This window comes from Traorella sp. mt218 (genome assembly GCF_055420025.1).
The window spans coordinates 43,247-65,230 of record NZ_JBVAYM010000008.1 but is presented as its reverse complement, the minus strand read 5'-3'; the positions used below and the strand labels follow the sequence as shown (position 1 = coordinate 65,230).

The 21,984-nt window shown below is 34.2% G+C and carries 22 protein-coding genes, 1 riboswitch and 1 other annotated feature; of the genes, 17 read left to right on the top strand and 5 right to left on the bottom strand.

The features are described 5' to 3' along the window. Positions 1 to 72: 72 nt before the first annotated feature. On the top strand, positions 73 to 1,326 hold the full coding sequence (locus ACZYT3_RS05705; RefSeq protein ID WP_464087993.1) for an ATP-binding protein: 1,254 nt from the start codon (positions 73 to 75) through the stop codon (positions 1,324 to 1,326). Between the two features lie 40 nt (positions 1,327 to 1,366). Here the strand turns inward: ACZYT3_RS05705 and ACZYT3_RS05700 are convergent, their stop codons facing one another. Continuing rightward, positions 1,367 to 1,795 carry a hypothetical protein gene (locus tag ACZYT3_RS05700; protein ID WP_464087992.1) on the bottom strand — a complete coding sequence of 143 codons (429 nt, stop codon included), beginning with the start codon at positions 1,793 to 1,795 and terminating at the stop codon, positions 1,367 to 1,369. Positions 1,796 to 1,805: 10 nt separating this feature from the next. Further along, entirely contained in the window at positions 1,806 to 2,372 is a 567-nt protein-coding gene (locus ACZYT3_RS05695; protein ID WP_464087991.1) for a folate family ECF transporter S component, read from the bottom strand. A gap of 61 nt (positions 2,373 to 2,433) precedes the next feature. Further along, positions 2,434 to 2,531, bottom strand: a riboswitch (THF riboswitch). 137 nt (positions 2,532 to 2,668) lie between these two features. On the opposite strand from ACZYT3_RS05695, the gene ACZYT3_RS05690 reads away from it, so the two are divergent. From ACZYT3_RS05690 to ACZYT3_RS05640, 11 genes are all read left to right on the top strand, one after another. Continuing rightward, complete coding sequence (locus ACZYT3_RS05690) at positions 2,669 to 4,246, top strand: hypothetical protein (RefSeq protein ID WP_464087990.1); 1,578 nt, start codon at positions 2,669 to 2,671, stop codon at positions 4,244 to 4,246. A gap of 102 nt (positions 4,247 to 4,348) precedes the next feature. Continuing rightward, positions 4,349 to 4,522 carry a DegV family protein gene (locus ACZYT3_RS05685; RefSeq protein ID WP_464087989.1) on the top strand — a complete coding sequence of 58 codons (174 nt, stop codon included), beginning with the start codon at positions 4,349 to 4,351 and terminating at the stop codon, positions 4,520 to 4,522. Next, the gene (locus tag ACZYT3_RS05680) at positions 4,522 to 5,205 is read left to right on the top strand and encodes a DegV family protein (protein ID WP_464087988.1); all 684 of its coding nucleotides are present in this window, start codon (positions 4,522 to 4,524) and stop codon (positions 5,203 to 5,205) included. The genes ACZYT3_RS05685 and ACZYT3_RS05680 overlap by 1 nt, the downstream gene beginning before the upstream one ends. 142 nt (positions 5,206 to 5,347) lie before the next feature. After that, entirely contained in the window at positions 5,348 to 5,827 is a 480-nt protein-coding gene (locus ACZYT3_RS05675) for a PTS sugar transporter subunit IIA (protein ID WP_464087987.1), read from the top strand. Then, on the top strand, positions 5,808 to 6,674 hold the full coding sequence (locus ACZYT3_RS05670) for a PRD domain-containing protein (RefSeq protein ID WP_464087986.1): 867 nt from the start codon (positions 5,808 to 5,810) through the stop codon (positions 6,672 to 6,674). Before ACZYT3_RS05675 ends, ACZYT3_RS05670 begins: the two co-directional genes overlap by 20 nt. Positions 6,675 to 6,796: 122 nt before the next feature. Continuing rightward, a complete protein-coding gene (locus ACZYT3_RS05665) occupies positions 6,797 to 8,158 on the top strand; it encodes a PTS transporter subunit EIIC (protein WP_464087985.1) in 1,362 nt (453 codons plus the stop codon). Between the two features lie 13 nt (positions 8,159 to 8,171). After that, a complete protein-coding gene (locus tag ACZYT3_RS05660; protein ID WP_464087984.1) occupies positions 8,172 to 9,614 on the top strand; it encodes a glycoside hydrolase family 1 protein in 1,443 nt (480 codons plus the stop codon). Positions 9,615 to 10,000: 386 nt separating this feature from the next. Further along, positions 10,001 to 10,243: a binding site (T-box leader), on the top strand. Between the two features lie 55 nt (positions 10,244 to 10,298). Continuing rightward, positions 10,299 to 11,099 (top strand): MetQ/NlpA family ABC transporter substrate-binding protein, encoded by an 801-nt coding sequence (locus ACZYT3_RS05655; protein ID WP_294562130.1) that lies wholly within the window; start codon positions 10,299 to 10,301, stop codon positions 11,097 to 11,099. 3 nt (positions 11,100 to 11,102) lie between these two features. Next, positions 11,103 to 11,594 carry a peptide-methionine (S)-S-oxide reductase MsrA gene (gene msrA / locus ACZYT3_RS05650; protein ID WP_464087983.1) on the top strand — a complete coding sequence of 164 codons (492 nt, stop codon included), beginning with the start codon at positions 11,103 to 11,105 and terminating at the stop codon, positions 11,592 to 11,594. A gap of 4 nt (positions 11,595 to 11,598) precedes the next feature. Continuing rightward, positions 11,599 to 12,567, top strand: coding sequence for a methionine ABC transporter ATP-binding protein (locus ACZYT3_RS05645; RefSeq protein WP_294562128.1), 969 nt, complete (start codon positions 11,599 to 11,601; stop codon positions 12,565 to 12,567). Continuing rightward, positions 12,564 to 13,199, top strand: a complete 636-nt coding sequence (locus ACZYT3_RS05640; RefSeq protein WP_294562127.1) for a methionine ABC transporter permease — start codon at positions 12,564 to 12,566, stop codon at positions 13,197 to 13,199. Before ACZYT3_RS05645 ends, ACZYT3_RS05640 begins: the two co-directional genes overlap by 4 nt. On the opposite strand, the gene ACZYT3_RS05635 is transcribed toward ACZYT3_RS05640, so the two are convergent. After that, positions 13,200 to 14,609 carry a spore germination protein gene (locus tag ACZYT3_RS05635; protein WP_464087982.1) on the bottom strand — a complete coding sequence of 470 codons (1,410 nt, stop codon included), beginning with the start codon at positions 14,607 to 14,609 and terminating at the stop codon, positions 13,200 to 13,202. It abuts the gene before it with no gap. Between the two features lie 113 nt (positions 14,610 to 14,722). Next, entirely contained in the window at positions 14,723 to 16,636 is a 1,914-nt protein-coding gene (locus ACZYT3_RS05630) for a BglG family transcription antiterminator (protein WP_464087981.1), read from the bottom strand. A gap of 223 nt (positions 16,637 to 16,859) precedes the next feature. Between ACZYT3_RS05630 and ACZYT3_RS05625 the strand changes: the two genes are divergently transcribed. From ACZYT3_RS05625 to ACZYT3_RS05605, 5 genes are all read left to right on the top strand, one after another. After that, a complete protein-coding gene (locus ACZYT3_RS05625) occupies positions 16,860 to 18,305 on the top strand; it encodes a glycoside hydrolase family 1 protein (RefSeq protein ID WP_464087980.1) in 1,446 nt (481 codons plus the stop codon). A 20-nt stretch (positions 18,306 to 18,325) separates the two neighbouring features. Next, the gene (locus ACZYT3_RS05620) at positions 18,326 to 18,655 is read left to right on the top strand and encodes a PTS sugar transporter subunit IIB (protein WP_294562123.1); all 330 of its coding nucleotides are present in this window, start codon (positions 18,326 to 18,328) and stop codon (positions 18,653 to 18,655) included. After that, positions 18,648 to 19,910, top strand: a complete 1,263-nt coding sequence (locus ACZYT3_RS05615) for a PTS sugar transporter subunit IIC (RefSeq protein ID WP_294562122.1) — start codon at positions 18,648 to 18,650, stop codon at positions 19,908 to 19,910. The genes ACZYT3_RS05620 and ACZYT3_RS05615 overlap by 8 nt, the downstream gene beginning before the upstream one ends. A 2-nt stretch (positions 19,911 to 19,912) precedes the next feature. After that, a complete protein-coding gene (locus tag ACZYT3_RS05610) occupies positions 19,913 to 20,251 on the top strand; it encodes a PTS lactose/cellobiose transporter subunit IIA (RefSeq protein ID WP_294562121.1) in 339 nt (112 codons plus the stop codon). A 64-nt stretch (positions 20,252 to 20,315) separates the two neighbouring features. Beyond that, the gene (locus ACZYT3_RS05605; protein WP_294562120.1) at positions 20,316 to 21,176 is read left to right on the top strand and encodes an HAD family hydrolase; all 861 of its coding nucleotides are present in this window, start codon (positions 20,316 to 20,318) and stop codon (positions 21,174 to 21,176) included. Positions 21,177 to 21,203: 27 nt separating this feature from the next. Here the strand turns inward: ACZYT3_RS05605 and ACZYT3_RS05600 are convergent, their stop codons facing one another. After that, on the bottom strand, positions 21,204 to 21,983 hold the full coding sequence (locus tag ACZYT3_RS05600) for a TatD family hydrolase (RefSeq protein ID WP_464087979.1): 780 nt from the start codon (positions 21,981 to 21,983) through the stop codon (positions 21,204 to 21,206). Position 21,984: the final 1 nt, after the last annotated feature.

Genomic DNA, 21,984 nt, shown 5'->3' with positions numbered 1-21,984 from the left:
ATTCATAAAGCATTCTGTGATACAATGTAATTACTAAAAAGTGTGCAAATGCACAAAAAAAGGGAGTGTATCATGGAAGTTAAAAGAGATATTTATCTTCAACAATTGATTGATCGAAAAGATAACGGGATGATAAAAGTAATTACAGGAATTCGCAGATGTGGAAAATCCTACTTGCTTTTTACTATCTTTAAGAGATATCTTCTAGAAAGTGGAATTGATACAGATCATATCATTGAAATTGCATTAGACGGTATTGAAAATGAGGAATTAAGAGATCCCAAGGTGTGTTATCAGTACATTAAAAATGCTATGAAAGATAAGGGTAAATATTATTTACTTTTGGATGAAGTACAGTTCATGCCACATTTTGAGGAAGTGTTAAACAGCTTGCTTCGCTTAAATAATATTGATGTATATGTAACAGGAAGCAATTCTAAATTCTTATCAAGTGATATTGTTACAGAATTTCGTGGAAGAGGTGATGAAATTAGGATTTATCCTCTTTCTTTCGCAGAGTTTTATTCTGCCTACGATGGAGAGTATGATGATGCCTGGAATGAATATATGACTTATGGTGGTCTTCCACAGATTGTAGGATTAAAAAGTGAACGCCAAAAATCTGATTATTTAAAGAATATGTTTACAAATGTATATTTGAAGGATGTTATAGAAAGAAACAAGATACATAATACAGATGAGATCAATATTTTAGTGGATGTGCTTGCATCTACGATTGGTGCACTAACAAATTCTTTAAAAATCTCTAATACGTTTAAAAGCGAACGTCAGATGAGTTATACGAATAAAACGATTTCAAAACATATTGATTATTTAGTTGAAGCTTTTTTGATTTCAAAAGCAACTCGTTATGATATCAAGGGAAGAAAATATATAGGTGCTAATCAAAAATACTACTTTACTGATTTAGGACTGAGAAATGCAAGGTTAAATTTCAGACAGCAGGAACCTACCCATATTATGGAAAATATCGTTTATAATGAGTTACTTATCCGTGGTTATAATGTTGATGTTGGCGTCATAGATGTATATGATAAAGATAAAGAAGGAAAACGTATTCGCAAACAGTTAGAGGTTGATTTTGTAGTAAATCAAAGCAGTCAAAGGTATTATATTCAGGTTGCTTATGATATGAGTTCAAAGGAAAAGCAGAATCAGGAATTTAACTCTTTACGTAATATTCCGGATTCATTTAAAAAAATCGTAATCGTCAATGGAAATAAAAAGCCATGGCATAATGATGAGGGATTTGTGATCATGGGGATGAAATATTTTCTTTTAAATGCAGATAGTTTGGAATTTTAAGAAAATAAATCTGTATATAAAAATTGAGGCTATTAAAGCCTCATTCTTTTTCATCATTGTTTTGGATGTAATTTTGAATCGTTTCATCACTATAACTTAACAGTTTTCCAAAACGATAGGCAATCTCAAAACGATAAGTATCATATTCATGTTGTTCAACAGATTTTGCTTTTAACTTCTTTAATGTCTTATATTCTTCGATATCTTTTTCATCTTTATAAAAAATGATATTGTATGTATTTTTATTCATGGAAGCAGGAAATAAATCAGTAATGAGCGGATCATCATCTAAATAAAAATGAATCTGATACTTCTCACTGATCATCTTGGCAAAAGGGACATACTGATCTCGCAGCTCTTTAGAAGCAGAAGGATGAGATAATGCGATACGCTTTAATCCGGCCTTTACCATTTCACTAAAACAATCCATCACACCACACTGGTAAGAATAAGCATCTATTTGTTTCATAAGACCTCCATTAAGATAAAACAGGAATTGCCCGTTTTGTAGCTTTTAGTACCGTATATAACAAGAATACATCGACAGGAAACATCAATATATTTTTTAATATTCTTGCCTGCACAAGAATGATAAAGGCAGTGCCGTAAAGGATATGAAGCCATAGAGGCGTTAAAAATATATTGATCAATAAAACAACACTAAGTCTTGCAAGAATGACACGTTTTAAAGACAATGTTTTCTTATAAAAGAACAATCCATAAATAAAACCTGTGAGAAACTCATTTAATCCAAATAAGGGCATATAAGGACCGCTGGGATTTAAAAGATATTTGATGTTATCACAGATGATACCTGCTGCTCCTGCCATCACAGGTCCGTATGTAAAGGCACAGGCGGCCAATGCTAATGAAGAAAAATTAATTTCCAGCATTTTGGGGATCACTACGATCTTAAAATACCCTAAAGCAGCATTCATAGCTACAAATAACGAAGTACCCACTAATGTTTTGACATTTTTAATGCCTTGACCGCTCTGGCGTATCAGATGAGAAATTGATCTAAATTCTGTCAGTAAGTTATCCATATATAAAAACCTCCTTTTCTACTATTGTCATGAAAAAGAGGCATTTTTGCGATTTTCATGCAACAGTGGGATGCGAGATATATATCGCAAGAAAATCTTTTCGCCTAACTGACAACTCCCCGTTCAGTTAATACTTAACGCATATATCTCTACTCTGCTAACGCTTTTATTATATGTCGAAATGAAAAGCAAATCAATCATTTTACGTTTATTTATGAATTTAAATGAAATGACTATAGTGTCATGGAATATTTTTATACATATGATATACTGAACGCATACGAGGAGTAATGAATATGAAAAATAAAAGGTTTATTTATGGAATTGTCGGTTCACTGGTATTGGCAGCTGTTTTGTTTTTCTTCTTTTTGCCGCCGATCAATCCAACCAGCATTGCATTTTGGATTTATCTGTGGGTATCGCTGATTCCATTGTTGATAGCAGTGATCGCCAACATGACGAAAAGTGCGAATGTGAAAAAAGAGCAGGGAATCTTAGGTGTTTTTGCCGCTTCCATTGCAGTAGTATTAGTGGTCATGTTTATATGCAGTCCGATCTTCCATGCCGGTGAGTATGCCCGGCGAATTGATTTGGTGGAAGCAGATTTTAGTGAGATCGATGAAGTTGATTTTACGAAGACGGCAATCATTGATCGTGATTCTACCATGGTTTTAGGGGATCGAACATTGGGACAGCTTCCTGAGCTTATCAGCCAGTTTGAGGTGAGCGATATCTATTCACAGATCTCTTATCAGGATACGATTGTTCGTGTAACACCGCTTGATTATAATGGTCTGATCAAATATTTTTCAAATCACTCAGAAGGAATACCGGGTTATATCATCGTGAATGCGACAACCGGGAAGAGTGATCTTGTGAAACTGGAAGATTTAGGATTAGACGGTATGAAATACAGTGAAAATGCCATCTTGTTTGAAGACCGTGATCGCCATATGCGTTTTGCTTATCCATTCGACATCTTCTATGAAACAAATTTTGAAATTGATGAAGAAGGTGTGCCATATTGGATCACTTCAACGATTTCTTATAAAGGTATTGGTCAGAAACCAACGATCACAGGTGTCATTGCCATGAATGCGATTGATGGCAGTATGAATAAATATGCCATAGGAGAAATTCCCGAATGGATCGATCGTGTTTATGCCAGCGATCTGATCATTGAACAGGTGAATCAGTCAGGTGCTTATGTGCATGGATTCATTAATTCAATTATCGGTCAAAGAGATGTCTATCAGACAACAGAAGGTTATAACTATATCGTGTTAAATGATGATATATGGCTTTATACAGGTATTACATCGGTCAACAGTGATGAATCAAATATCGGTTTTGTCTTAGTAAATCAGCGTACACAGGAAGCAAAGATCATCATGAGCAGTGGTGCTGAGGAATTTTCAGCTATGAGGAGTGCAGAAGGAAAGGTTCAGCATTTGGGCTATACATCAACGTTCCCATTATTGATCAGCGTGGGTGGACGGCCGACGTACTTAGTATCGCTTAAGGATAATGCAGGTCTTGTGAAAATGTATGCGATGATCGATTGTGAGGATTATCAGCAGGTAGTGACGGTTGACAAGGATAAAAGCCTGGAATATCTGAAGAGCCAATATGTGGCGGCTATGAATATCGTAGATACAGATAATGTTGAGGAAAAAGATATTGTTGTTTCTTCCATTTCGTATATGAATATTTCCGGTGATACCTATGCTTATATCATGGATCAGGAAGGAAATGTCTATAAAGGGCATGTAACGATCAATGAAAAACTCTTGCCTTTTATTAAGGAAAATGATGTTTTAAAAGTTAAATATACAAAAGGTGATGTTAACAGCATCATTGAAATCACACGGTAAGGGTGCAGTATTACGCACCCTTTTATCATATGATGTAATTTGTATAAATTTGTATATGATCAGGCATTGAGAAGGTCTTGATGATATGTTAGTATATACATTATGAAAAAATATGCGATTTTAACGGATTCATCATGTGATATTGATGACAAAACAGCTCAGGAGCTTGGAATATTTGTACTTCGGATGCCCATTACGATTGATGAAAAAGAATATACAGAAGGAGTCGATATTGACTTAGACGGTATTAAAAAAGCCATGTCAGACGGTAAATAGTGAAGACTTCTCAAGCTCGATTAGGAGCACTTATAAAGATGTATGACAGCTTATTGGAGGAATATGATGAGGTCATACATATCCCATTATCCTCGGGTTTAAGCGGGATGTATGAAACATCGCTCATTCAGTCAAAGACCTATGAAGGAAGAATAACGGTCATTGATGCGAAATGTGTCTGTTATCCGTTAACCAAATTATGTCTGGATGTGAAAGAAATGATTGGTGAAGGGAAAACAGCTTCAGAAATAAAAGATATGATCGAAAATACTTCTTCTATTATGGAAGCCATCATCATTCCCAGTGATCTGAATTACCTTAAACGGGGAGGCAGGATCACACCGGCTGCAGCTGCACTTGCAAATCTTTTGAAAATCGTACCTGTCTTATCTTTAAAAGAGGGTGTGATCGATGTCTTTGATAAAGTAAGAACATGGAAGAAAGCTATTCATAAAGGTATTGATGAAGCAGTAAATGTAGATGATCCTTCTCAGTATTACTGGATGGTCATTGCTGATGGTTTTGATGATATGGTAGAAGAAGTAAAACAGGAATTAGAGAAAAGGACTCATCAGCAGGTAGAAGTTCATCAGTTTGGAGCTGTGATACTTTCTCATACAGGTCCGGGAGTCGTAGCTTTCGGAAAGATGAAAAAATTAAAAAAAGAAGATCAAAAAAAATAAATATCATATTGACACCGATAATGTAAACGCTTATAATGAAACCAGATAGTATGAATTGTTACTTTAGGTAGGCAAGATCAACATCATTTTATGGTATTGATCTTTTTTTTGATTGATACCCAAAGAAAGGAGGATAATGTAGGTGTTTTTTAGGAAAATGCAAGATGATAATATCTATGCACCGGTAACAGGACAATTTATAAAACTACAAGATGTAAATGATACTACGTTCAGTTCAGGGCTCATGGGATTTGGTTTCGGAATAGAACCAGATGATTCTTGTGTTTTGAGTCCTTATGACAGTGAGGTTACGATGATATTTCCAACAGGGCATGCGATAGGCTTAAGGCGTAAGGATGGGTTGGAAACCTTAATTCATATCGGAATCGAAACTGTCAATTTAAACGGTCGCGGTTTTGAGATATGTTGCAGCTTGCATAAAAAAGTAAAAAAGGGGGAATTACTGGTTCGCTTTGACAAGGAACTCTTTGAAAAGGAACAGTTAACAGCAACTGTAATTGTTGTTTTCACGAATAGTTCTTCTTATGATTTTGAAATACCCCAAGAATCAAGATACTGCTATGCAAAGGATGTGATAGGAAATGCGAAAAAACAAAGCTGATAAATATATCATCTTTCGTATTATCAACAATAATGTAGTTTCCTCTTTAGATGGTCAGGAGAGCGAAATCGTCCTGATGGGGAAAGGAATCTCCTTCCAAAAAAAGGTTGGTGATTATGTCGATACCAACAAGATCGAAAAAATTTTTGAGTTGAAAGGAAAAGAACGTAGTCGTTATTTAGATATTGTTGAAAATATTCCTTCTGACATTTTAGATCTATCCATGGAGTTTTTGGATCAGGCAAGAAAAGAATGTGATATCAAGGTAACATCAATAAGTTATATCATGCTGGCAGATCATATAGTTTCAGCTATTGAACGTGCAAAGGATCATATCCCTTTAAAAAATGAAATGCTGACAGAGATTAAACGTTTTTATCCAAATGAATTTGAATTAGGTAAAAAAGCAATCGCAATGATTGAATCAAATTATGGTGTTGCTTTGCCTATCGACGAAGCAGGATTTATTGCCTTTCACATCATTAATCTATCTGAAGGATCTTTTCAACATAAAAATGATGAGCGTTTAAAACTGGTCAATAAAATCCTGGAAATCGTTGAAAGTTATTTTGATAAGAAATTGGATAAGGATTCTTACTACTATGAGAGATTTTTGACCCATCTTAATTTCTTCAGCACACGTGTATTTTCATCACAAAATGAAGAACAAAAAGATGATTTTCTATACCGTTTAATGAAAATCCAATATCCAGAAATTACAAAATGTGTAGAGTTGGTTCAGGAATATTTAAATTATAATTATCAGATTAACATAACAAGTGAAGAAAAAGGATATCTAATTATTCATATCAATAATTTATTAAAGAAAAGCGAGATAGTAACCTAATGGGCTAGACTTCCTTCTAATGAGGATAAGTTTGCCCATTTCTTTTTCTAAATGTATTAGTTAAACGAATTGTAAATTATGATTAGCCTATATATTGGCAAGTAAGAAAGGATGTTAGTAAAATGAAATATGAAACGTTATGTAATAATATTTTGAAACAGATTGATAGAGATAATATCAAAGATGTATTCCACTGTGTCACAAGATTACGATTAATATTGAAAGATCGTAATGCAGTTGATAAAGAGGCTTTATCCAAAATTGATGGTATTATTCAGGTGAAGGAAACCGGTGACCAACTGCAACTGGTAATTGGGCCACATGTTGCAGATGTATATGATGAATTTTGTGATATCGCACATTTAGATAAAAATGAAATGATTGATGAAAAAGAAGAAAATGTGTCAACTGATATCCCTAAAAAAAGAAAAGTGAGAGTAACAAATGTTTTTGAGCATTTGTCTGCGATTTTCATGCCATTGATTCCAGCTTTTTGTGCTTGTGGTATGATTAAATGTATTACTTTATTGCTTACAGTTTCAGGACTTCTATCGGAAACTGATGGAATCATAACCACCTGGAATATGATTGGTGATGTACCATTTTATTTCCTGCCATTCTTCGTTGGTTATACAACTGCAAAAAGATTTAAACTTAATGAAATTTACGGATTGATCATTGCTGGTTGTCTGCTTTCACCAACTTTGTTAAACCAAACAGCTGGTGCAGAAATCCACTTTCTGTTTTTTGACATCCCATGCTATTCATACACCTCTACAGTACTCCCTGTGTTGTTGAGTGTGATCTGTTTTTCTTATTTGTATAGAGCAGTTGATCGTTTGATTCCGAAAAGTCTTAGTTTGGTGTTAACCGGAACAATAGCGCTCTGCATTTTTATGCCATTGATCCTGTTTATTATTGCACCACTAGGCAACTATGCAAGCGTGTATGCAACGCGTACAGTTTCTTTCCTGTTTAATACGTCTGGACCATTAGCTGGTGCATTATTAGCAGGTTTAAAGCCGTTTATAACAATGGCTGGCGGACTTGGTATTGGACCAATGATGTTAGTAAATTTTGATGTACTTGGGTATGACTTCTTATTTCCAGCTTATTTTGTCAACAATATAGCAGTGGCTGGAGCCACAATTGCAGCGGCTTTTCGCATTAAAAATTCAGCTCTTAAATCGGCAGCATTCTCTGCCGGGGGATTGGGAATTATCGGTATTACAGAACCAGCTTTATATGGTATCGATATAAAATATAAGACAGCTTTAACTGGTGCTTGCATTGGTGGTGCTGTTGGTGGTGCTATTTATATGCTGCTTGACGTAAAATGCTATTTGTTTGCTATGCCAGGTATCTTCAGTCTTCCTGCTTATATCGACGGAGGTAATAATCTAATGTTTATGATTATTAGCATTATTGCAACATTTATTACTTCATTTGCATATACTTTTATTTTCATGAAAGATAAAGCGTAAGGAGGAAAGAAAAATGAGTTTTCCAAAAGATTTTTTATGGGGTGGAGCTACTAGTTCTGCCCAATATGAAGGTGGTTTTAATGAAGGCGGACGCGGTAAATCTCAACTGGATTATATAAATTTAATTCCAAAAGAAGAACTTGATGAACATACAAAAATTCCAGAAGTCACTTATGAGCGTTATCAAAAACTGATTCGTAATGAAGATCAATTCAATTTTCCAAATCGTCGAGGAAGTGACTTTTATCATCGATACAAAGAAGACATTGCTTTATTCGCAGAAATGGGATTTAAGACATTTCGTATGTCAATTTCATGGTCAAGGATATATCCAACCGGTTTAGAAGAATTGCCAAATGAAGAAGGTTTGAAATTCTATCATAATGTGTTTCAGGAGCTGCATAAGTATGGGATTGAGCCTTTGGTTACAATGACGCATTATGAAATTCCCATTGCATTAACGAACAAATACAATGGTTGGGAATCACCTGAAGTAATTGCGCTCTATGTAAAATATACGAAAACACTTCTTGATGAGTTTAAAGATGAAGTGAAGTATTGGATTACGTTCAATGAAATCAATATGATGTTGATGTCTTTCTGGAATGATGGAGGTATATTTGAAGCCAAGGCGAAAAAGGATGCACTTTCTACAAAACACCAGGCTTTGCATCATCAGTTTATTGCAACTGCATTGACTGTGAAATATGCACATGAAGTTGCACCAAATTGTATGATAGGAGGTATGATCAATCGAATTGAATGTTATCCGTTCACATGCAAACCGGAAGATGTCTTGGATACGATGATTGAAGATCAGCTGAATTTGTATTTCTTCGACGTTATGGCTAGAGGTAAATATCCTAAAACAATTCTAAAATATTTTAAAGAGCATAATATCCAAATTGATTATGTAGATGGATATGAAGATATATTGAAGAATAATACGATAGATTTCTTAGCTTTCAGTTATTATTTGAGTAATGTTGTTAGTAGTGAACAGACTGCCGAACAAGGTACTTTTGTCAAATCTCTGCGTAATCCATATTTAAAATTCAGCGAATATGGGTGGAGTATTGACCCAATTGGCCTGCGTATATCTTTGAATAAATTGTATGATCGTTACCAGTTACCGATATTCATTGTTGAAAATGGGTTGGGAGCCAGGGATAAATTTGAGGATAATACAGTTCATGATAACTATCGAATAGAATACTTAAGGTCACATATACGTGCTATTGAAGAAGCGTTGGATGATGGTGTTGATATTCTCGGTTATACGCCTTGGGGATGTATTGATATTGTATCAGCAGGTGGTGCGGAAATGAGCAAGCGTTATGGCTTTATCTATGTAGATGCCGATGATTTTGGTAATGGCACCTATAATCGCTACAAGAAAGACTCCTTTTATTGGTATAAAAAGGTTATTGCATCAAATGGCGAAGATTTAGATTAAATATGCTTTTTGGTTTTCAAGAAGATACGAATACTATTAAAACAATACCTGACAATGTCAATAAATAAGTAAAGAATACACTAATTAAAAAACACGTAGGTTAGATAGAAAGGTATGAATTTTATAGGAATCATACCTTTTCATATTTCTAATCATGTATTTGTGAATGTAATAATAAAAAGAGAAAAAATTTAAAATAACAAAAAAAGCCGATAAAATCGGCAAAATTTAGAAAAAAGAATAACGCAACCTCTAAGAATTGGGGGTGAGAACTTTTAAATACAGGTCATACAGGTCCGGGAGTCGTGGCTTTCGGAAAGATGAAAAAAATAAAAAAGGTTCTTGACAATTAATTTTTTGTGTTTTATTATTTTAGCAACAATACAATAAAGACGATGAAAAGAAAAGTAATTCATTGAAAGTCTAAAGAGAGTTCTTGGCTGGTGTGAAAGAATGACGGAAGATGAATGAAAATGGCCTTGGAGTTGCATACCGAACCGGAAGGTTAGGCTATGACGGGTTCACCCGTTACAGTGATAGAGTATAATCCTATGGGACGTACTTGATGAGGAAATAATCGTGAGATTATTTTAAACTAAGGTGGTAACGCGAATACACTCGCCCTTATATGGGCGAGTTTTTTTATTGTATTGAGTAGTGAGTAAATAAAGGAGGAAACAGAAGATGAAAAAATTACTCAGTTTACTAGTTGCAGGGGCTTTATTAGCTGGCTGCTCAAGCACAACGGATACGGAGGATAAGACGATTAGAATCGGTGCTACGCAGGTACCGCATGCGGAAATTTTGGAAGATGTGGTAAAACCAATATTGGAAGAAGAAGGATGGGATGTGGATATTACGGTATTTACAGATTATATACAGCCAAATACAGGTGTAGAAGAAGGCAGTCTGGATGCCAACTATTATCAGACTTTAGATTATATGAATACTCAGAATGAAGAAGGCGGTCTTCATTTAGTAGCAGTAGCCGGCATTCATTTGGAGCCTATGAGCTGCTATTCTTCAAAATATACAAGTGTTGATGAAATACCTGACGGTGCTAAGATTTCGATTCCAAACGATGCCAGCAATGGTTCCAGAGCTTTAAAACTGTTAGCTGCAAATGGTTTGATCACGTTGAAAGAAAAAGACGGTCTATATACTGTATTAGATATTGCGGAAAATCCTCATAACTATGAAATCGTTGAGCTGGAAGCTGCTCAGCTGCCAAGAAGCTTGGATGATGTGGATGCTTCCGTTATCAATGTAAACTATGCGTTACAGGCTGAATTAAATCCGGTAGATGCTTTATTTACGGAAGATGCAACTTCTGAAGAAAGTGCAGATTATGTAAACTATTTAGTTGTAAAAGAAGGAAATGAGGAAACTGAAAAAACAAAAGCCCTTATCGAAGCGATGACAAGCGAAGAGGTAAGAAGCTATATCGAAAAAACTTACGGCGGTTCAGTACTTGCGGCATTCTAGCCGATGAAAACGATTTATTTAGCTGGCGGCTGTTTCTGGGGCATTCAAAAATACATAGATCAATTTGACGGAATCATTGAAACAGTCGTCGGTTATGCTAATGGATATTTGGATGATCCAACATATGAAGATGTAAAAGCACAGAAAAGCGGTCATGCGGAAACAGTAAAAATCGTATATGATGAAAAAATCATATCATTAGAAGAAATTCTAAAAAAATTTCTGCTTGTCATAGATCCCACTTCACTGAATAAGCAAGGTGAAGATGAAGGAAGTTCTTATCGAAGCGGTATCTATTATACCGATGATAAAGATTCAGATATCATCGTTCAAATGATCCAAGATGAACAGAAGAAATATGATCGCCCAATCGTCGTGGAAATTCTACCTTTAACAGTATTTTATAAAGCAGAGGAATATCATCAGAAATATCTGGAGAAAAATCCGGAAGGTTATTGTCATATCGGTACCTGTTTTTTCAAGAATAAGGAGTAATTTTATGATAGAGATAAACAATCTAAGTAAAAATTTTGGAGAGCTCAATGTTTTAAATCAGATTTCTTTCAATATCGAAAAAGGTGAAATCTATGGTATTATCGGACAAAGCGGTGCCGGTAAATCTACTCTTTTAAGGTGTATTAATGGATTGGAAAAATTCGACAGCGGTTCACTTGTAGTAGATGGTAAAGAAATCCAGCATTTAAAAAAGGGTGAATTACGACAGGTTCAAAAAGAAATGGGTATGATCTTTCAGAATTTTAATCTGTTGAGCCGCTTAAATGTATATGACAATGTAGCCCTGCCTTTACAGTTTTGGGGACAAAAGAAAAACAGTCCTGAGAACAAAGAAAAAATTATGAATTTACTGCGGCTTGTTGGTTTGGAAGATAAAATCAACAGCAAGCCTGCCCAGCTCAGCGGTGGTCAGCAGCAGCGTGTAGCCATTGCAAGAGCTTTGGTATTGGATCCTAAGATCTTATTATGTGATGAAGCGACCTCTGCATTGGATCCGGTAATCACGAAAGGTATTCTTGATCTGCTTATAAAGATCAATAAAGAAATGGGAATTACAATCGTTGTAGTAACACACCAGATGGAAGTCATTAAGCAAATATGCAGTAAGGTTGCCTTCATAAAAAATGGTAAGGTCGTTGCAGTAGGCAAACCGGAGGAATTATTTGTCGCACCGAATAAAGAGATCCAAGCATTTGTGGGAGATAATGCGGAAACTCTTCCAAAGAAAGGAATCAATGTCAAATTATTCTTTGCGAATGAAAATTCAGAAGCCCATTTGATAACGACACTTGCAAGAACCTTAAATATTGATTTTGATATTTGTCAGGGCAAGCTGGAAAATTATCGAGGAACGATACTTGGCAGTCTGATCATTAATATTCAGGAAGAGGATAAGGAAAAAGTATATGCATTTTTAAAACAGCACAATATTATTTGGGAGGAATTAGTATGAGTCAGATATTATTAAAAGCTTTATATGAAACTTTATATATGGTTCTTGGTTCAACATTCTTTTCAGTGATATTGGGATTTATTCCGGCCATTGTCATGACATTGACAGCCAGCGATGGCTTGCGTCCTAATAAAAAAATCTATGCGATCTTAGATTTTCTTGTGAATACATTTAGAAGTTTTCCTTTTGTGATATTGATGTGTCTGGTAACTCCTCTGACACGTTTCATCGTAGGAACAACGATTCAAAAAACAGCAGCCTTGGTTCCTTTGACGATCGGTGCTATTCCTTTTGTCGCAAGAGTGATTGAATCATCACTACGAGAGGTGGATCATGGATTGATCGAAGCTGCCAAGTCGTTTGGTGCCAGTGATTTTCAGATCATGCTTCGCGTATATTTGAAAGAAGCTTTGCCGTCCATCGTTTCCGGAATTATCCTGGTCATGATCTCACTGATCGGTTACAGTGCTATTGCCGGAACGATGGGAGCCGGAGGTTTAGGAGATATAGCGATACGTTATGGTTATCAGAGTTACAGTGATGAATATATGTTTGTTACAAGTATTATTTTGATCATCATCGTTCAGATCATCCAGACTACCGGTAACTATTTCTATAAGAAATTATCTTAATCATGAATTATTCTTATTTATAGGGACTCTTATCAGGAGTTCCTTTAATTTTTTTGTGTTTAAAGGGATCAGTGGAAAAAGATAATTGTGATGAAGGATCGTCGGTGTGAAATAAAGCATGAGGATCATCAAAATAAGACCACTGATAAAACCAAAAATATTCAATAACCAGATCAGTATGATCAGCAGGATGCGCCAAAGCTTAAAAGCATAACTGAGCTCATAAGAAGGCTGAGTAAAGTTAGCCAATGAAACAAAAGCCATATATAAAAGGACTTCCGGTACGAACCAATGTGCCTTGATGGCAAATTCGCCTAAAACGAGGGCACCGATGACACCAAAAGAACCGCTTAGAGCACTAGGGGTGTTTAATGAAGCCAGCTTGATCGCATCAATTAAAAATTCAACGATCAAAAGCTGAATGATGATAGGAACGGCATTCATTTTTTGGACTTGAAGGAAGCTGAGCCATTCGGGAAATAAATGAGGATTCTGAATATAAAGATACCAAAGAGGTGTTAAAAACAAAGTACAGGCAAAAATGATCAGGCGTACCCAACGCAAATAGGTACCGATGAGTGGTGGAAAATAGAAGTCATTGGCTTCCTGAAGAAAATCAAAAAAGGATGTAGGAAGGATCATGGCAGCCGGAGAATTATCGACAAGAACGATGATCTTACCTTCATAGATATTAGCACTTGCGACATCCGGGCGCTCGGTATAACGTATTCTGGGAAAAGGATTCCACCAATTTTTTCGAATCAGACATTCAGCCAGTGATTCTTGAGCCAGTGCCAGTGAGGGAATATCAATAGCACTGATCTGTGCTTTTAAATCAGCAACATTTTTTGGATCTGCTACGTTCTCCATATAACATAGCACTACATCGGTTTTTGATTTCGTACCAACCGTATGGATTTCTACTTTTAAATGCTCATCTCGTATCCTTCTCCGTATGAGGGCAGTATTGAAAACCAGTGTTTCTACAAACGAATCACGGCTTCCTCTTAATACACGATCATCTTCAGGTTCGCTGATAGAACGGTTCGGATAGGTTCTTCCATCAATGCTGATGGCAAAATCATAACCGTCGATCAGACAAAGAATGCTTCCGGAAAGTATCTGTGTCATGATCGTTTCAAAATCATCAATCAATTCAACTTCTGTATAAGGAATATTTCTCTTTTCAAATTCATTCATTCGAAAAGGAAAATCTTCAGGAGTGAGTTTTAAGAGAAATTCAAAGATCTTCTCAAAGATCTCATCCTTCACAAATCCATCAATAAAATAAAACGTACACTCCCTGTTTCCGATAATTAAACAACGATTACATATATCAAAATTATTTTCAACATCCAGCTTATGATTTAAATATTCAACATTCAGCTGATAAGCTTCTTTCAGTTTCATGATTCACCTCACAAATAGTATGAAACAAAAAAGAGGAATCATGAATCATATTTTGTTAGAAAAAAATGTGTGCAAACACAAAAAAGATAATGAAACAGATAAAAAAGGAGCAATTACTCCTTTTCAAACATTTCATCAGCCAATTTTTCAATAAAATCATTATAAGTACTAATACCAAGACATTTTAATACATTGCTTCTTTCTGAAAAGAATGGAATGATATTATCAATTACGTTTTTAAAAAATAATTCATCTCCTGCTTTTACACCAATCAGCAATACGATATTCACTTTTTTATCATCCCAGTAAATTTGTTCTTCATTAATTGCAATTGCTAAAAAAGAATGATTGCAATTGTGGTAAAGAGAGTGCGGAATGGCGACGGAACTATCAAATGCAGTAGAAGATATATATTCCCTGTCCAATACTTCTTTTTTAAAACTGGAACTACAATACCCTAATTTTAATGCATCTTCTGTAATCATGCTTATGATTTGTTCAAAGCCTTCTATGAATATATTTCGATAAAAAAGGCGGTTCGTTGAAAATTGTTTTAAAGCTTCTTTAAATGAATGTTTATGTTTTTCTAACAGCAGTGATTCAATGAAATGCCCGATTAAATTTATATTCTTTGCAGATAGGAATTCATCAATATAGATAATGGGTATTTGATTGTTTTTTAATAATGGATAATTTGAAATGATAAAATCTACATTTGTTGGCATTTGATCAACATATTTCGCATTTAATGATGCCACGATCGTAATTGAATCCCTAAAACGATTACTGATTTCATCTAACTGTTTAGAAAAATAGTTGTGGTAATTGAAATAAACAAAACAACAAGTTAATTTGTCATGGGACATATATGTATCTTCAACATAAGCACCGATATGAATCGCTAAAAAAGCAATTTCACTATCTGAAATTTTATTGTACTGCTCTTTAAACATCTCTTTGACATAATAAATTGACATATCATAGATAAAAGGATATTTTGTTTTAATTTGTGCTAAAAGAGAATTGCTTTGCATATTAGGACTGTTGATCCTGTCAATCATAAGCATTGTATGAAGAATGATCTTAATTTTAAAAGCTTCATCAAATTGTGATAAGTGATAATAATTTTCCAGCTTTAATAAGGAAGATAATGATTTATCAATAATCTCTTGTGGTACAAAATCAGAAATATTGCTCATGTTGATATGATCTTGATTAAATGAATTACAATTATTTCGAATAATCAGGAATAAATAATGCAATTCATTTTTATTGAGTTTAATATTGAAGAAATTTTCTGCTGCTTGTACGATTTGTAAGAAGAACTTATTATCTTCATAAATGCTATATGATGGAGCAATATCATTATTAAGAACATTCTGACTTTTGATTCTTTCAGATAATATACAAAAATAGATGATTAACATATTAAAATTATAATCATTAATATAAATTTCATGTTCGTTTAAAATATCAGCAATCCTACGAACAAAAGATTTGAGATTTGGTATATTTGAATAATAAAAGCTGCTGCTGGTTTCAAAAAAATTAGCATTTTCTTTTTGAAGAAGATAAGATAATAAATGTCTTTTATTAATTTCAGATCCTTCAAGTTTAATTAAATTACGTTTTCGAGTTAACGTTAGATCGTATTTAAGGATTGTCTTTTTTACATGTTTTAAAAGTGTTTCAAGGTGTGAATCGGAGATAAACATAGAATCAGCTAAATAATAAGTAGAAACTTCTTTATTCTCAATAAGCAGGCTTCTTAGAATGTAATTGACACGGCTTTTAAAATCATCATTAAAAAATAAAGAGTTTTTTTCATTGTCTATATTAAAATCACGATTCAATTTATAACCTTTATTCGATGATAAAATAAGATTTTCTTTATAATCATTGATTCTTTTGACATAATTTGAAACTGTTTTTGTTGAAACGCCAAAAATATCTGCAATCTCTGCAGCTTCATACCAATCCGCTTTTTTTTCTAATAGCAATAGTAATTCTTTATTTGATATTTTCATGAACATATTATATCATAAATAATTTTTATGTAATTTTTTTAAAGTATCTATTCAATCCAAAAAATGCCGGCTAAATAATTTCTTAGCAGTAGGAAAAAAAACGGATAGTGAAAGATTCCGAATGAAAGAGATTTTATAGAATTTGAAAAATATCTGTGCTGTTGGATAAAGAAAAAAATGAAATTTAGTGATACCCTTTTATAATTAAGGTGGAGGTGATGTTATGTATCACGTAAGGCATAAGTTTCCAGATAATTTTTTATGGGGAGGCGGATTCGCGGCTGATCAAATGGAAGGAGCATATTTAACTGATGGCAAAGGTTTATGTGTTGCTGATCTAACAAAATATGTAAATGATCTTCCGTTAGAAAAAAAAGGTAATAAAGAGATGACGATGGAAGTGATAGAAGAAGCTGTCAATGATAAGGATGGGAATTATCCTAAACGTCGAGGTATTGATTTCTACCATACATATAAGGATGATTTAAAGCTTCTTGGAAAAGATGGTCTAGGTTTAAAATCATTTAGGACATCTATCAATTGGGCAAGAATATTTCCAAATGGTGATGATGAAAAACCAAATGAAGCAGGCCTAAAGTTCTATGATGATTTGATAGATGAAATCATTGCAAATGGTATGGAACCGATGATTACGATGTCACATTATGAAATGCCGGTAAATTTAGTTACGAAATATCGCGGCTGGTATCAAAGAGAAACGATAGATTTCTTTGAAAAATACGGTAAAGTCATCCTTGACCGCTATCACGACAGAGTAAAATTATGGATCAATATTAATCAAATTAATTTGCTTGCTCACGAATCTATACTACATTTAGGAATACCTTGTGATACAGTAAAAAATGTACATGAAGCTAAATATCAAGGTGTAATTCATGAGATGATAGCCTGTGCAAGAATTAGTAAATATGCGCATGAGCATTATCCTGATGTTAAAATAGGGTGCATGCTTTGTCAGGGATATGATTATGCAGCTACTTGCAAACCTGAAGATGTTGTGGCAACAACACGGCATAATCAAATGGAGGTTTTCTTTAGTGATGTGTTATTAAGGGGTAAAATCCCAGGTTATGCGTGGCATTATTTTGAGGAAAACGGATATAATATTCAAGTAACTGATGAAGATATAGAGATGTTAAAAAATACGAGCGATTATTTTACTTTTTCATATTACTATACTACTCTTTGTGATAAAGAACATTTTGAAAATAATAATAAGACATTTATTAATAAAGAGTTACCTGCAAATCCATGGGGGTGGAGTGTTGATCCTGATGGCTTGCGAACATTATTAAACATTTTCTATGATCGTTACCAATGCCCGATTTATATTACTGAAAATGGTATTGGCTTGTTTGATAAACTAGATGAAGATGGACATATCCATGACAGTTATCGTCCTGATTATTATCGTAAACATATTAAGGCGATGAAAGAAGCGATTGAAGATGGTGTTGATTTAAGAGGATATTACGCATGGGCACCTTTGGATATTGTGAGCTGTTCTAGTAGTGAGATGAGCAAACGATATGGATTTATCTATGTAGATTTAGATGATTACGGCCACGGCAGCGGTAAAAGAATTAAAAAAGATAGTTATGACTGGTTTAAAAAAGTATTAAATTCCAATGGCGAGGATTTAGATTAGATAATTGAAAGGAGATAATCATGAAGAAATATGAAGTACTGCTAGTTTGTGGTGGTGGATTCAGTAGTGGGTTCATGGCCAAAGCATTACGTGATGCGGCAAAACAAAAAGGAATAGAAATGCATGTTCAAGCAAAAAGTGAAACAGCACTGGAAGATTATATAGACGAAATTGATGCGGTGATGGTTGGCCCACATATGGCTTATGTTATGGAAGAAGCAAAGGCATTAACTGATGAATATGGAGTTACGCTAGTGCTAATGAAACCTGATTATTATAAATCATTAGATGGAAAAGCATGTTTAGAACATCTATTAGAGTGTCTGAAGGAGGATGGAAAGTATGAATAAACTATTGGCGGTATTTGAGAAGCATCTAGTTCCTACGATGGAAAAAGTGAATCGCTATATTTGGGTGAGTACATTAAAAGATGCCATTATGCAAACCCTACCTATGACATTGCTCGGATCTATATTTTGCGTGTTGACGGTTCCGGCAGATTTACTTGGCTGGACATGGTTTAGTAATTTCTGGACACCGTGGCAATGGACAATGGGACTTCTTGCTGTATTTATTGCTGTCCTAGTACCCTTAAATTATCTTGAAAAAAGAAAGCTTAGACGTCAGCGTGTAGCAGGTATCATGGCAAGTGTTTCCTGTTTTATCATTATCGTTAATCCAAGCATTGTAGAAGAGGGTGCATTGGGATTAGCGCAGTCTTTATTAGGGGCAGGTGGTATGCTTGCAGCTATTTTAAGTGGTATTTATACTTCATTAGTGATGGAGAGATTCGGCAAATTCACATTCTTCAAGGAAGATTCAGCAATTCCTGATTTCGTACGTACATGGTTCGATCAGATGTTACCTTGTGGACTATGTGTATTGGCGACATGGATCGTTGTAGATCTTTGTGGCATTAGTGTTTTTAATATTCTTCAAACGATATTTTCACCTATTGGCAATATTCTTCAGACACCATATGGTATGGTATTGTATTGTTTGCTTCTTTGCTTCAATTACTCGATGGGTATTTCAAACTGGGTATTCAATCCAATTTTTAATCCTCTCTTAACAATGGCTATCGTTGCAAACGTTGAAATGGTGAGAGAAGGTACAGCAACAGTTGAAACATTGAATCTTTGTACAAGTCCTGCTTTATATTGTGCATATATTTGGTTAGGTGGAGAAGGATGTACGCTGGCTCTTAATTTGATGAGTCTTCGATCTAAATCAAATAAGATTAAATCATTAAGTCGTGCAAGTATAACACCGAGTATTTTTAATATTAACGAACCTATCGTATTTGGTATGATTGCTTGGAATCCATATTTAATGATTCCGATGTGGTTATGTGGAATCATTCTGCCTTTAGTCATGTTCTTATTTACAAAAGTTATTCCATTTGCACCTATTCCAAGTATAGCCGTTGAATTTTGGTGTGTACCATTCCCGATTGTTACATGGTTGACAACTTATTCTTGGAATGCTGTAATTTTAGTAATCATCATATTTATAATTTCTTGGCTGATTTATTATCCTTTCTATAAAGCATATGAAAGACAAGAAGTTGAAAAAGAACGTATAGAAATGGAAAGTAGCAAGTAGATATGAATAAAATTGTAGAAACATCATTTGATATTATATTTTCTGCTGGAGAAGCACGTACGGAATGTGAAAAAGCTTTGAATGCGCTTGAAGAATTTGATTTTAAAGAAGCTGAAGATTGTATGAAAAAAGCTCATGATCATATTGTAAAAGCTCATACATTGCATACAGAAATCATTCAGCAAAATATGGATAGTATGGAAGGGCAGCCCTACTATATGATATTTGCGCATGCGCAAGACACATTAATGACAATTAACAGCGAAATATTGATTGCAAAGCATTTACTTAAAATATCAAAGGCATTAATTTCTAAAATTGAAAGCCTTGAAATTGAATAAAAAAGATAGGCGTATCATTAATTTGAGCGCCTGTTTTTCTCATTATAATTAAGAGGAATAGACTATGATTAAATTGATAGTTAGTGATTTAGATGGCACATTATTAAATGATGACGGGAAAGTTAGTAAAGAAAATATAAAGGCGATAACAGATCTATCAAAATTTGGTATTCAGTTTTTGATATGCAGTGGTCGTGCATATTGGGAAATTGGGGATATAATTGATGATTGTGGTATTAAAAATACAGCTATATGTCTAAATGGTTCTGATATGAGAGATGAGAATGGCAATAGTATTTTGAATCATTATTTAAAAAATGATTATGTAGATTTGATATACCAGTTATCTTGTGAACAAAAATGTGCCTGTTTATACCATTGTTTAGATCGGACATATTTAACAATATCTCGTAAAGAATTAGAACTATATTTTATACAGTATGTCATGAAAAAAGATCGTCTTACTACATTTGAAGCAAAAGAAAAATATAAAAGATATTATATTTATAATTATGGACGATGTGATAAATACATAGATGATATAAAAAAGAAAAAAGTGGTTAAAGCTGAATTTGTTTTTTTAAATAACTATCAATATGACCAAATATTTGATTATTTGTCAAAATTTGATCTTAATGTTGCCAATGGATATGAAGAAATAAATAATCTTGAAATTACGGATAGTAAGGCTTCTAAAGGAAGTATGCTTATGGAATATTGTAAATTAAATAATTATCAGAAAAATGAAGTGATGGTTATAGGAGATAGCTTTAATGATTTGAGTATGTTTGATATGTTTGAATATTCAGCAGCTGTAATGAACGCACCGGATGAAGTGAAACAGCATGCTCGATATATTACATCAAGTAATAACGATCATGGGGTAGCTGAAATTTTAAAAAAAATTATGTTAGGTGCCATTTAATCATATAAAATAACGAGTCGATATTGATTAATTCGACTCGTTTCTTTTTGCTTTTTTAAATAATGTATAGTAATTCTCTTCCATCTGTTTCATGAGTGTTTCCGCATCGATCTGTTTGATCTCACATACCTTTTCAAAGGTAATGTGGGTATAGGCAGGTTCATTTTGTTTGCCGCGGAATGGATGAGGCGTTAAAAACGGTGAATCGGTTTCCACAAAGATCCTATCCAAAGGTACCCACTCACATACCTGAGGTGCATCTTTGGCATTTTTAAAGGTCAACGGACCGGCAAAGGAAATATAGTAACCCAGCTTTACACATATCTTAGCGGTTTCCAGACTTCCGGAAAAACAATGCATGATACCTCTGCAAGGATATTGTTTAAGTATTTCAAGGGTATCAAGCGTTGCATCTCGCATGTGAATCAAGATTGGTAAATCAAGTTCATTGGCGAGTTGTATTTGACGGATGAATAAATCTTTTTGAGCTTCTTTATTTTCTTTGGTATAGTGGTAATCTAAACCGATTTCACCTAAAGCAATCATATGTGGATCAGTGAGGATAGATCTTAATTCGGATAGATCATGATCTTCAAGCCGATCGACATCTTCCGGATGATAACCAAAAGCACAATCGAAAATATCATATTGATCGGCAATTTCAATAGCCTTTAAGGCTTCTTCTTTTGTACAACAGACACATAGGATCTTTGTTACATTGTGCGATAAGGCATTTGTAACGATCTCATCTATGCGCCCGACAAGGTCTTTATAAGTTACATGTGCGTGTGTATCAATAATTCCCATA